At 56.8% G+C, this 12,818-nt stretch carries 8 protein-coding genes; 7 read left to right on the forward strand and 1 reads right to left on the reverse strand.

The annotated features are described in order from the left end of the window. Positions 1-131: 131 nt before the first annotated feature. From polB to rluA, 3 genes are all read left to right on the forward strand, one after another. Entirely contained in the window at positions 132-2,492 is a 2,361-nt protein-coding gene (gene polB / locus IBT54_RS13660; protein ID WP_147789385.1) for a DNA polymerase II, read from the forward strand. Between the two features lie 153 nt (positions 2,493-2,645). Further along, positions 2,646-5,552 carry an RNA polymerase-associated protein RapA gene (gene rapA, locus IBT54_RS13665; protein WP_013356745.1) on the forward strand — a complete coding sequence of 969 codons (2,907 nt, stop codon included), beginning with the start codon at positions 2,646-2,648 and terminating at the stop codon, positions 5,550-5,552. Between the two features lie 39 nt (positions 5,553-5,591). Further along, positions 5,592-6,245 (forward strand): bifunctional tRNA pseudouridine(32) synthase/23S rRNA pseudouridine(746) synthase RluA, encoded by a 654-nt coding sequence (rluA, locus tag IBT54_RS13670; RefSeq protein WP_013356744.1) that lies wholly within the window; start codon positions 5,592-5,594, stop codon positions 6,243-6,245. Positions 6,246-6,304: 59 nt separating this feature from the next. On the opposite strand, the gene djlA is transcribed toward rluA, so the two are convergent. Continuing rightward, positions 6,305-7,114 carry a co-chaperone DjlA gene (gene djlA / locus IBT54_RS13675; RefSeq protein ID WP_201252306.1) on the reverse strand — a complete coding sequence of 270 codons (810 nt, stop codon included), beginning with the start codon at positions 7,112-7,114 and terminating at the stop codon, positions 6,305-6,307. 182 nt (positions 7,115-7,296) lie between these two features. On the opposite strand from djlA, the gene lptD reads away from it, so the two are divergent. The 4 genes from lptD to rsmA are packed head-to-tail and all read left to right on the forward strand — an operon-like array spanning position 7,297 to position 12,818. Beyond that, positions 7,297-9,672, forward strand: a complete 2,376-nt coding sequence (lptD, locus tag IBT54_RS13680) for an LPS assembly protein LptD (RefSeq protein WP_095706211.1) — start codon at positions 7,297-7,299, stop codon at positions 9,670-9,672. Positions 9,673-9,726: 54 nt separating this feature from the next. Next, entirely contained in the window at positions 9,727-11,022 is a 1,296-nt protein-coding gene (gene surA / locus IBT54_RS13685; RefSeq protein WP_013356741.1) for a peptidylprolyl isomerase SurA, read from the forward strand. Further along, the gene (pdxA, locus tag IBT54_RS13690; protein ID WP_147789384.1) at positions 11,012-12,004 is read left to right on the forward strand and encodes a 4-hydroxythreonine-4-phosphate dehydrogenase PdxA; all 993 of its coding nucleotides are present in this window, start codon (positions 11,012-11,014) and stop codon (positions 12,002-12,004) included. The genes surA and pdxA overlap by 11 nt, the downstream gene beginning before the upstream one ends. Beyond that, positions 11,997-12,818: a 16S rRNA (adenine(1518)-N(6)/adenine(1519)-N(6))-dimethyltransferase RsmA gene (rsmA, locus tag IBT54_RS13695; protein ID WP_033781836.1), complete on the forward strand. Its 822-nt coding sequence runs from the start codon at positions 11,997-11,999 to the stop codon at positions 12,816-12,818. Before pdxA ends, rsmA begins: the two co-directional genes overlap by 8 nt.

A 12,818-nucleotide genomic window follows, 5' to 3' on the forward strand; every position in this document is an offset into this window, starting at 1 on the left:
GAGCCAGCCACACAGCGTCAAGGCAAGAATTGTAGGACAATGTTGACAAAAGCGGCGGCGGGAACTGTATAAATATCCATGATATACTTAAGCAGTTTTCTCATCCCTGAATTGCTGAGTCCGGAGAACATCTGAATATGGCCCGCGCAGGTTTTCTGCTCACCCGCCACTGGCGCGACAGCCCGCAAGGCACCGAAATTATCCTCTGGCTCGCCACGGATGCTGGCGCACAGCGCGTGGTACTGCCGGTACAGGAGTCCGTTGCGTTTATTCCTGAGGAATTTCAGGCGCAGGTCAGCGAATTACTCAAAGATGAACGTCAGTTTCGGATTCAGTCGCTGGCGCTGAAAGATTTCCGCCGCCGCCCGGTTTTTGGCCTCTACTGTCCGCAGAACCGTCAGCTACAGCGCATTGAAAAGCGGCTGCGCGAACAGGGCATCCCGGTCTATGAGGCGGATATCCGCCCGCCGGAGCGCTACCTGATGGAGCGTTTTATTACCGCCCCGGTCTGGTTTGACGGCGAGCAGCGCGGCGACAGCGTGGTCAATGCGCGGCTCAAACCCCACCCCGACTATCGCCCGCCACTGAAATGGGTCTCACTGGATATTGAAACCACGCAGCATGGCGAGCTTTACTGCATCGGGCTGGAGGGTTGCGGTCAGCGCCAGGTCTTTATGCTCGGCCCGCCAAACGGTGATGCCAGCGCGCTGGACTTCGAGCTGATCTATCTCGACAGCCGCCCGCAGCTGCTTGAAGCGCTGAACCAGTGGTTTGCAGAGCATGACCCGGACGTGCTGATTGGCTGGAACGTGGTGCAGTTTGACCTGCGGGTGCTGCAGAAGCATGCCGATCGCTACGGCATACCGCTGCGTCTTGGCCGCCAGCAGGCCGCGCTGGAGTGGCGTGAACACGGCTTCAAGCCCGGCGTTTTTTTCGCGCAGGCCAGCGGCCGGTTAATTATCGATGGCATCGACGCCCTGAAATCGGCGTTCTGGGATTTTCCGTCGTTCAGCCTGGAGTCGGTGTCGCAACAGCTGCTGGGTGAAGGAAAAGCGATTGATAATCCCTGGGATCGCATGGAGGAGATCAACGGGCGCTTTGCCAACGATAAACCGGCGCTGGCACGCTACAACCTGAAAGACTGCGAGCTGGTGACGCGCATTTTTCACAAAACCGCAATTATGCCGTTTCTGCTGGAGCGTGCGGCGGTGAATGGCCTGGCCGTCGATCGCCACGGCGGTTCGGTGGCGGCTTTTGGTCATCTTTATATTCCGCGGATGCATCGCGCCGGGTTTGTCGCCCCGAACATGGGCGATGTCGCCCCGGAAGCCAGCCCGGGCGGCTATGTGATGGATTCGCGCCCCGGCCTGTATGACTCGGTGCTGGTGCTGGATTACAAAAGCCTCTATCCGTCGATTATCCGCACCTTCCTGATCGACCCGGTGGGTCTGGTAGAGGGACTGGCCCATCCGGATGATGCCGATTCAGTCGAAGGTTTCCGCGAAGCGCGTTTCTCACGGCATACCCATTGCCTGCCCGCGATTGTTGAGCAGATCTGGCTGGGTCGTGAGGCAGCGAAAAAGCAGAATAATCAGCCGCTGTCCCAGGCGCTGAAGATCATCATGAATGCCTTTTACGGCGTGCTGGGCACCAGCGCCTGCCGCTTCTTTGATCCTCGTCTCGCCTCCTCGATTACCCTGCGCGGTCACGCCATCATGCAGCAGACCCGCACGCTGATTGAAGCGGAAGGCTATGACGTTATCTATGGCGACACCGACTCCACCTTTGTCTGGCTGAAGTCGGCGCACAGTGAAGAAGATGCTGCCACGATTGGTCAGCAGCTGGTGCAGAAAGTAAATGACTGGTGGCGTGACCACCTCCAGCAGACGCAGGGGCTGACCAGCGCTCTGGAGCTGGAGTATGAAAGCCACTTCTGCCGCTTCCTGATGCCGACCATTCGCGGCGCGGAACAGGGCAGCAAGAAACGCTACGCCGGACTGATTCGTGACGCTGCCGGTGAGCGCATGGTCTTCAAGGGGCTGGAGTCGGTGCGAACCGACTGGACGCCGCTGGCCAAACAGTTTCAGCAGCAGCTCTACCATCGCATTTTTCACCGTGAGCCGTGGCAGGACTACATCCGCACCACAGTAGCGCAGCTGCTGGCGGGTGAACTCGACGATCAGCTGATCTATAAAAAGCGTCTGCGGCGGCCGCTGAATGAATATGAACGAAACGTGCCCCCGCATGTGCGTGCCGCCAGGCTGGCCGATGAGCAGAATCGTAAATTAAACCGGCCATTGCAGTATCAGAAGGGAGGCCGTATTCGTTACGTTATGGCGACGGCAGGCCCGGAACCACTGGAAGCGCGCAGCACGCCGCTGGACTATGACCACTATGTAACGAAGCAACTTCAGCCGGTCGCTGAGGGGATTCTGCCCTTTGTTGAAGGGGACTTTGCTACACTGATTACAGGGCAACTGGGGCTTTTTTGACAGGTGACGAACGCCCTGCCATCCAGTACCATAGCGCCCTTCCTGAAACTCACCGCTCTTACTCCCGCTCCAGACCTCGTTTGTCTGGCGGTAACGCTATTGCCTGAGCTTCGGGAACACCTCTAAAAACGTTAAAATTCGAGCAAAAAATATATGGTTTTTACATTAGGTCAGCGCTGGATTAGTGATACGGAAAGTGAACTGGGACTGGGCACCGTGGTGGCGATCGATACCCGCATGATCACCCTGCTGTTTCCGGCCACGGGGGAAAACCGCCTCTACGCCCGCAACGATTCGCCGGTTACCCGCGTCATCTTTAATCCGGGTGATACCATCACCAGCCACGAAGGCTGGCAGATGCGCGTCGATGAAGTACGCAACGAAAATGACCTGATGACCTATATCGGTACCCGGCTGGATACCGAAGAAAGCGACGTGATGCTGCGCGAAGTGATGCTCGACAGCAAGCTGGTATTCAGTAAGCCGCAGGATCGCCTGTTTGCCGGCCAGCTCGACCGGATGGATCGTTTCGCCCTCCGCTTCCGCGCCCGTAAATACCAGAGCGAGCAGTACCGCCTGCCGATCAGCGGCTTACGCGGTATGCGTACCAACCTGATCCCTCACCAACTGCATATCGCCCACGATGTCGGCCGTCGCCATGCGCCGCGCGTGCTGCTGGCCGATGAAGTTGGCCTGGGTAAAACTATTGAAGCCGGGATGATCATCCAGCAACAGCTGCTGGCGGGTCGTGCTGAGCGTGTTCTGATCGTGGTGCCTGAAACCTTACAGCACCAGTGGCTGGTCGAAATGCTGCGCCGCTTCAACCTGCGCTTTGCGCTGTTTGATGACGATCGCTATACCGAAGCGCAGCACGACAGCGATAACCCGTTTGAAACGGAGCAGCTGATTATCTGCTCGCTGGACTTTGTGCGCCGTAACAAACAGCGCCTTGAGATGCTGGCCGATGCCGAATGGGATCTGCTGGTGGTGGATGAAGCGCACCATCTGGCCTGGTCAGAAGGCGAGCCAAGCCGCGAATATCAGGTTATCGAAAAGCTGGCCGAAAAAACTGCCGGCGTTCTGCTGCTGACCGCAACACCAGAGCAGCTGGGTATGGAGAGCCACTTCGCCCGTCTGCGCCTGCTCGACCCGGACCGTTTCCATGACTTTGCCGCCTTTGTAGAAGAGCAGCAGCATTTCCGCCCGATTGCCGATGCCGTCACGGCGCTGCTGGCGGACAACGCGATCTCCCAGGAGGAGATGAACCGGATCAACGATCTGGTCGGCGAGCAGGACATTGAGCCGCTGCTGCAGGTCGCCAACAGCGACCGTGATGGCAAGCTGGAGGCGCGCCAAGAGCTGATCTCCATGCTGATGGATCGCCACGGCACCAGCCGCGTACTGTTCCGTAATACCCGTAATGGCGTTAAAGGCTTCCCGAAACGCGAGCTGCATCAGATCCGTCTGCCGCTGCCTGCGCAGTATCAGACGGCGATTAAAGTCTCCGGCATTATGGGTACGCGCAAAAGCGCCGAGGAGCGGGCGCGCGACCTGCTCTACCCGGAGCAGATTTATCAGGAATTTGAGGGCGACAGCGGGACCTGGTGGAACTTCGACCCGCGCGTCGAATGGCTGATGGGCTATCTCACCAGCAACCGTAAAGAGAAAGTGCTGGTGATCTGCGCCAAAGCCGCCACCGCGCTGCAGCTGGAGCAGGTGCTGCGTGAACGTGAAGGCATCCGCGCCGCGGTGTTCCACGAAGGTCTGTCGATCATTGAACGTGACCGTGCTGCCGCCTGGTTCGCCTCAGAAGAGAACGGCGCGCAGGTGCTGCTGTGCTCCGAGATCGGTTCAGAAGGCCGTAACTTCCAGTTTGCCAGCCGTCTGGTGATGTTCGACCTGCCGTTTAACCCGGACCTGCTGGAGCAGCGTATCGGTCGTCTGGACCGTATCGGTCAGGCGCACGATATTCAGATTCTGGTGCCGTGGCTGGAGCAGACCGCACAGGCGGTGCTGCTGCGCTGGTATCACGAAGGGCTGGACGCGTTTGAGCACACCTGCCCGACCGGCCGTACCATCTATGACAGCGTCCATTCACAGCTGATCGGCTATCTGGCCGCGCCGGAGAACAATGAAGGCTTCGATGCGTTTATCACTGACTGCCGTAAACAGCACGACGCGCTGAAATCGCAGCTGGAACAGGGTCGCGATCGCCTGCTGGAACTGAACTCCAACGGCGGTGAATCGGCGCAGCTGCTGGCCAATGCTATCAGCGAGCAGGATAACGACACCGGTCTGGTAAACTTCGCGCTCAACCTGTTTGATATCGTCGGCATCAATCAGGAAGATCGCAGCGATAACCTGATCGTGCTGACCCCTTCCGACCACATGCTGGTGCCCGATTTTCCTGGCCTGCCGGAAGATGGCTGCACCATTACCTTTAACCGCGATCAGGCACTGTCACGCGAGGATACTCAGTTCATTACCTGGGAACACCCGCTGATCCGTAACGGTCTGGATCTGATCCTGTCAGGCGATACCGGCAGCAGCGCACTGTCACTGCTGAAGAACAAGGCGCTGCCGGTGGGGACGCTGCTGGTCGAGCTGATCTATGTGGTTGAAGCGCAGGCACCGAAGCATCTGCAACTGACCCGCTTCCTGCCACCGACGCCAATCCGTCTGCTGATGGATACCAAAGGTACTAACCTGGCGGGCAAAGTGGAGTTCGAAAGCTTTAACCGTCAGCTGAATGCGGTTAACCGTCACACCGCCAGTAAACTGGTGAATGCGGTGCAGCAGGATGTGCATGCGATTCTGACGCAGGCCGAAGAGAGCGTCGTCAGTGAAGCGCGTGCGGTGATTGATGCGGCACGTGCTGAAGCGAACGAGAAGCTGGGTGCCGAGCTTTCGCGTCTTAACGCGCTGAAAGCCGTCAACCCGAACATCCGCGACGACGAAGTTGAGGCGCTGGAAAGCAACCGCGAACAGGTGCTGGAAAGTCTCGACCAGGCCAACTGGCGTCTCGATGCGCTGCGCCTGATTGTGGTGACACACCAGTAAGCTCAGGGGCCACATGGCCCCTTATTTTTGGAAAGCCCCATGGAACCTTACAATCCACCGCGTGAACCCTGGCTGCACATCCTTTATCAGGATGCGCATATCATGGTGGTAAATAAACCCAGCGGTCTGCTCTCGGTACCCGGTCGTCTGGATGAGCACAAAGATAGCGTGATGACGCGGATACAGCGTGATTTCCCGCAGGCCGAGTCGGTCCACCGACTCGATATGGCGACCAGCGGCGTAATGGTGGTGGCGCTGACCAAGGCGGCGGAACGCGAGCTGAAACGCCAGTTCCGCGAACGGGAGCCTTCCAAAACCTACGTGGCCTGTATCTGGGGACATCCTGAAAAGGAAGAGGGACTGGTTGATCTGCCGCTGATTTGTGACTGGCCAAATCGTCCAAAGCAGATGGTCTGCTTCGAGACCGGCAAAGCCGCGCAGACGGAGTATCAGGTGCTGGAGTATCGTGCGGATAACAGTGCACGCGTGTCGCTGAAGCCGATTACCGGCCGTTCACACCAGCTGCGGGTGCATATGCTGGCGCTGGGCCATCCGATTCTGGGAGATAACTTCTATGCGCACCCGGAAGCCAAAGCGATGGCAGCCCGTCTGCTGCTGCATGCGGAGTCACTGACCATTACCCATCCGGCATTTGGTAATGCTATGACGTTTCGTCAGCCCGCCGATTTTTGAGATGTTCGACCTGTCACCCTGGCCTCCTCTGTTGCAGAAGAGGCCAGGGGACACAGTGATTATTTAAAGCCTTTCTCTTTGCGAATCAGATCGTACGCCGCCTGAATTTCCTGCGCTTTCTGCTTCGCCATCTCCATCATCTCTGGCGGCAGCCCTTTCGCCACCAGCTTGTCGGGATGATGCTCGCTCATCAGTTTACGGTAAGCGCGTTTGATCGTGGTGGCGTCATCACTGCTTTTCACGCCCAGTACGCTGCAGGCATCTTCCAGCGTTGGGCCGCGTTGTGCCTGCTGGAAACCGCCAGAACTGCGCTGACCGCCGCCAAACTGCTGGCCACCTTCCATCATGCGCAGGAACTGGTCGAACTGGACCCGTGAAATGCCGAGCTCTTCAGCAATCACATAGAGCACCTGACGCTCATTGGGATGCAGCGAGCCGTCGGCAAAGGCGGCCTGAATCTGGATCTCCAGGAACATCCGAATCAGATCGAACCGGCCAAAACAGGCGCTGCGCAGTTCACGCAATTTGCTGCGTAACGGGTAATCCGCCTGCTTGCCTTCGCGGAACGCGCTCTGGGCTGCACTGCGGGAGTCACCGTGCAGCTGCATCCGTTCCATTAACAGCGAAGCAATCTGAATATCCGCTTCCGTGACGCGCCCTTTTGACTTGGTCAGATGGCCCATCACCTGAAAGGTGGTGCTGAAAAACAGCGTCTGTCGGGTCTGATTATTTGAGAAGTAAGCCTTGCCTTGTGCGCCGCGTACTTTGTCAATCATATGGCCAATGATCAAACCGATCACAATACCCCAAAAGCCTGCGCCAGAAAGTAATCCCACCGCCAGACCCATAACTTTTCCCCAGTAGCGCATAAACTCCTCAATTCGCCATGCTTGCGGCTGAAAATTGCATTATCATACCTGTCATTTATCTCAGCGCCTAACGGCAACGCTGACAGACCAGGATTAACACTGGCGCAACGCCGGGCAGTAAGTTAGTCTCTGACCCGATTGTCGGCATGATGCCAGTTTTCATGGAATTCTCGATACCGCGTATGAAAAAACATATACCTACTCTGCTGGCCACACTGATCGGCGCAGCCATTAGCCAGCAAGCCTTTGCCGACGATTTGATGTCGCAGTGTATGTTAGGCGTGCCGAGTTACAACCGCCCGCTGGTGAACGGTGATACGAACCAGCTGCCTGTCACCATTCACTCCGATGCCGCGAAAGGGAACTATCCCAATGATGCGGTCTTTACCGGCAACGTAAACATTGAGCAGGGCAACAGCCGTATGCAGGCGGATGAAGTTCAGCTTCATCAGCGTCAGCAGGAAGGCCAGACCGCGCCCGTGCGTACCGTCGATGCCCTGGGTAATGTGCACTACGATGACAACCAGGTCATCCTGAAAGGTCCGAAAGCCTGGTCAAACCTCAACAGCAAAGATACCAACGTCTGGAATGGTCAGTACCAGATGGTGGATCGTCAGGGACGTGGTACCGCCGATCAGATGAAGCTGCGCGGCGATAACCGCTATACCATTCTGGAAAACGGTACCTTTACCTCCTGTCTGCCTGGCTCCAACAGCTGGAGCGTGGTCGGTTCAGAAGTGATCCAGGATCGTGAAGAGGAAGTGGCGGAGATCTGGAACGCCCGCTTTAAGCTCGGTCCGGTTCCGGTGTTCTACAGCCCCTATCTGCAGTTACCGATTGGCGATCGCCGCCGGTCCGGTTTCCTTATCCCGAACGCAAAATATGGCAGTAATAACGGCTTTGAGTTCATTCTGCCCTATTACTGGAACATCGCGCCACAGGCCGATGCGACCATCACGCCGCACTACATCAGTAAGCGCGGCATGAAGTTTGAAAATGAATTCCGTTATCTGACCACGCTGGGTGCCGGTCTGGTGGAGTTCGACTACCTCGGCTCCGATAAACAGTACGATAACGACAAATCAGAGCGTGGCATCGCCGAAAGCGCCAGCTCCGATCGCTGGCTGTTCTACTGGCGTCATGCGGGTGTTTATGACCAGCACTGGCGTTTCAACGCGGACTATACCAAAGTCAGCGACAAATATTACTTCAACGATCTCGACTCGAAGTACTACAGCTCGACCGACAACTACGCCACGCAGAAATTCAGCGTTGGCTATGCGGACACCAACTGGGACGCCACGCTCTCCACCAAAGATTTCCAGGTATTTGGCAATACCACCAGCAATAATGTCTATCGCGCGATGCCGCAGCTGGACGTTAATCTCTATCAGAACGATATCGGCCCGTTTGATGGCCGCGTTTATGCGCAGGCGGTGAAGTTCACCAACGTCAACAGCCGCTATCCCGAGGCGACCCGCTTGCATGTTGAGCCAACGCTGAATCTGCCACTGTCCAATGGTTGGGCCAGCCTGGATACCGAAGCGAAGTTCCTGGCGACCCACTATCAGCAGACTGACGTTGATTACTATAACAACGCTGCTAACGGTCTCCGGGGTGATAAGAGCGGCGAACTGGATGAATCTGTAAACCGCACCCTGCCGCAGTTTAAAGTGGATGGCCGGCTGGTATTTGACCGCGATATGAATTCGGCTGCGGGCTATACCCAAACGCTGGAACCGCGCGTGCAGTACCTGTATATCCCGTACCGTAACCAGAGCAACATCTATCCCTACGACTCAACATTGCTGCAAACCGACTACACCGGTCTGTTCCGCGATCGTACTTATAGCGGGCTGGATCGCATCGCGTCGGCCAATGAAGTGGCTACCGGTGTCACCTCACGTATTTATGATACCGATCTGGTTGAACGTTTTAACGTTTCTGTGGGTCAAATCTACTCGTTTACCCCTTCTCGTACTGGTGTGAATCAAACCAGTAAAGAAGATGATACCGGCAGCCTGATTTGGGCTGGTGATACATACTGGAAAATCAGCGATCGCTGGGGCGTCAGAGGTGGGCTGCAATATGACACCAAACTCGACAACGTCTCCCAGGGCAATACCGTACTGGAATACCGTCGTGACGCCGACCGCATGGTACAGCTGAGCTACCGTTACAGCAGCCCGGAATATGTAGCGACCGCGCTGAACGATAGCAGCCTGGTGACAAACCCTATCTTTAAAAACGGGATTTCACAGGTGGGTACCACGGCCAGCTGGCCGATTGCGGATGCATGGTCTGTGGTAGGTGCTTACTACTACGATACCCGCAATACGCGTCCGGCGTCGCAGCTGGTTGGCCTGCAGTACAGCTCATGCTGTTACGCGATTCGGGTCGGTTACGAACGCAAAATTAACGGTTGGGAAAACAACGACAGTAAATATGACAACCAAATCTCATTCAACATTGAGCTGCGTGGTCTGAGTCCTAACTATGGCTTAGGCACCAACGATATGCTGCGTCAGGGCATTATCCCTTACCAGCCCGCTTTCTGATGTTGTGATGTTTGACAGGCAATCCCGCAGTGCGGAACCAACAATGGATAAAGTATGAAGAACTGGAGAATGCTGATTCTTGGTGTGGCAATCAGTGCCAACACCGCGTTCGCAGCACCACAAGTCGTTGATAAAGTTGCAGCCGTGGTCAATAACGGCGTGGTTCTTGAGAGTGACGTGGACGGCATGATGGGCACGGTTAAATCTCAGGCCCAGCAGGCAGGTCAGCAGTTGCCGGATGATAAAACGTTGCGCCATCAGATTCTGGAACGTCAGATCATGGACAACATCATTCTGCAGATGGGTGAAAAAGCAGGGATCCAGATCAGCGACGAGCAGCTGGACCAGGCGATTCAGAACATCGCTGCGCAGAACCGCATGAGCCTTGATCAGCTGCGCAGCCGTCTGGCTTATGACGGCATGAACTACAGCGTTTATCGTTCTCAGATCCGTAAAGAGATGACCATTGCTGAAGTGCGCAACAACGAAGTGCGTCGTCGCGTCACCATTCTGCCGCAGGAAGTCGATACGCTGGCTAACCAGATCGGCTCTCAGAACAGTCAGGGCACCGAACTGAACGTCAGCCATATTCTGCTGCCGCTGCCGGAAAACCCGACGCAGCAGCAGGTTGATGAGCAGGAAACGCTGGCGAAACAGCTGGTTGGCGAACTGAAAAATGGCGCGGACTTCGGCAAGATGGCCGTAACCTACTCTGCCGACTCTCAGGCGCTGAAAGGCGGGAACATGGGCTGGGGTAAAATCGAAGAGTTACCAACCCTGTTTGCGCAGGCGCTGGCGACCGCGAAAAAAGGTGATATCGTCGGACCCGTTCGCTCAGGTGTTGGCTTCCACATCCTGAAAGTGAACGACCTGCGTGGCGAGAGCAAAAATGTCTCTGTCACCGAAGTCCATTCACGTCACATTCTGCTGAAGCCGTCGCCGATTCTGACAGACGACCAGGCACGCGCGCAGCTGGAACAGATCGCTGCTGACATCCGCAGTGGCAAAACCACTTTCGCCGCGGCGGCCAAACAGTACTCTGATGACCCGGGTTCGGCGAACCAGGGTGGCGATCTCGGCTGGACCTCCCCGGAAGTCTTTGATCCGGCGTTTCGTGACGCGCTGCTGCGCCTGAAGAAAGGTCAGACGAGTCAGCCGGTCCACTCCTCTTTCGGCTGGCATCTGATTCAGTTACTGGATACTCGTCAGGTCGATAAAACCGATGCGGCTCAGAAAGAGCGCGCTTACCGTATGCTGTTTAACCGTAAGTTCGCGGAAGAAGCACAGACCTGGATGCAGGAACAACGCGCCAGCGCCTACGTGAAAATTCTGGATGGCAATGCGCAGTAATCTTCGTGTGGTGATCACGCCCGGCGAACCCGCCGGGATTGGTCCCGATCTCACCGTTCAGCTGGCTCAGCAGTCGTGGCCGGTTGAATTGGTGGTGTGCGCCTCGCCAGCACTGTTGCAGCAGCGTGCGGCCCAACTTGGTCTGCCGCTGACGCTACGGACCTACCAGCCTGACGCGGCGGCAGAGCCGCAGCAGGCGGGTACGCTGACTGTCATGCCCATTGAAACGGCAGAGACGGTTACGCCAGGTGAACTCTGCGTCGCCAACAGCGACTATGTGCTGGCTACGCTGGCACGCGCCTGTGACGGTTGTCTCGACGGTGAATTTTCCGCCCTGATAACCGGCCCGGTACACAAAGGTGTCATCAATGATGCCGGCATCGCCTTTACCGGCCATACCGAATTCTTCGCCGAGCGCGCTGGCGGGCATCGGGTGGTCATGATGCTGGCGACAGAAGAGCTTCGGGTCGCACTGGCGACTACGCATCTGCCGCTGAAAGATGTCCCCGCGGCGGTCACCCGTGACTGTCTGCATGAAGTGATCACAATTCTGCATCGCGATCTGCAGCAGAAATTTGCGATTGCCGAACCGCATATTTACGTCTGTGGTCTTAATCCTCATGCGGGCGAAAGCGGCCACATGGGTCGGGAAGAGATCGAGACCATCACGCCGGCACTCAACGAACTGCGTCAGCAGGGCATTAATCTGACCGGCCCACTGCCTGCAGATACCCTTTTCCAGCCTAAATATCTGCAGTATGCCGATGCGGTGCTGGCGATGTATCACGACCAGGGCCTGCCAGTACTCAAATTTCAGGGGTTTGGCCGGGCGGTGAATATCACCCTGGGCCTGCCCTTTATCCGGACTTCCGTTGACCACGGCACCGCGCTAGAACTCGCCGGTCTGGGTCAGGCTGAACCGGGCAGCTTCATCACGGCGCTTAACCTCGCCATCACTATGATCAAGAGCAGTAATGAATAATCGCGTCCATCAGGGGCACTACGCCCGTAAACGTTTCGGGCAAAACTTCCTGAACGATCAGTACATTATCGACAGCATTGTCTCCGCCATTCATCCACAGCGCGACGAAGCGCTGGTGGAAATCGGCCCAGGCCTGGGTGCCTTAACCGAGCCGGTTGGTGAACGGCTCGATAAATTAACGGTGATAGAGCTGGACCGCGACCTCGCTGCGCGTCTGGAAACCCATCCGTTTCTTGGCCCGAAACTGACTATCTTCCAGCAGGATGCCATGACCTTCGACTTCGCCGCGCTGGCTCAGGAGAGAGGCCAGCCACTGCGGGTATTTGGTAACCTGCCGTACAATATTTCGACCCCGCTGATGTTCCACCTTTTCAGCTATACTGGTTCGATCAAAGATATGCACTTCATGCTGCAGAAAGAAGTGGTCAACCGTCTGGTTGCCGGTCCGGGCAGTAAAGCATATGGTCGTCTGACGGTGATGGCGCAATATTACTGCCAGGTCATCCCGGTGCTGGAAGTGCCTCCGCACTCCTTTACGCCGCCACCGAAAGTGGACTCGGCCGTAGTGCGGCTGGTGCCGTTTGCTGAGCCGCCTCATCCGGTCAGCGATGTGCGTATCCTGAGCCGTATTACCACGGAAGCATTCGGCCAGCGCCGCAAAACGCTGCGCAACAGCCTGAGCCACATGGTGGCTGCCGGGGCACTGGAAGAGTTATCCATAGACCCGACCCTGCGTGCCGAGAACGTCTCCGTCGCGCAATATTGTCAGCTGGCGAACTGGCTGGCGAATCATCAGGGAAAATCGCAGGAGTAA

Origin of the sequence: Pantoea sp. S62, from assembly GCF_016658625.1 — a bacterium.
Taxonomy (GTDB): Bacteria; Pseudomonadota; Gammaproteobacteria; order Enterobacterales; family Enterobacteriaceae; genus Pantoea; species Pantoea vagans.

Bases quoted from the DNA above. Each gene is read 5' to 3' on its own strand.
- rapA (WP_013356745.1), top strand. From the start codon at position 2,646: ATGGTTTTTACATTAGGTCAGCGCTGGATTAGTGATACGGAAAGTGAA.
- rluA (WP_013356744.1), top strand. From the start codon at position 5,592: ATGGAACCTTACAATCCACCGCGTGAACCCTGGCTGCACATCCTTTAT.
- djlA (WP_201252306.1), bottom strand. From the start codon at position 7,114: ATGCGCTACTGGGGAAAAGTTATGGGTCTGGCGGTGGGATTACTTTCT.
- lptD (WP_095706211.1), top strand. From the start codon at position 7,297: ATGAAAAAACATATACCTACTCTGCTGGCCACACTGATCGGCGCAGCC.
- surA (WP_013356741.1), top strand. From the start codon at position 9,727: ATGAAGAACTGGAGAATGCTGATTCTTGGTGTGGCAATCAGTGCCAAC.
- pdxA (WP_147789384.1), top strand. From the start codon at position 11,012: ATGCGCAGTAATCTTCGTGTGGTGATCACGCCCGGCGAACCCGCCGGG.
- rsmA (WP_033781836.1), top strand. From the start codon at position 11,997: ATGAATAATCGCGTCCATCAGGGGCACTACGCCCGTAAACGTTTCGGG.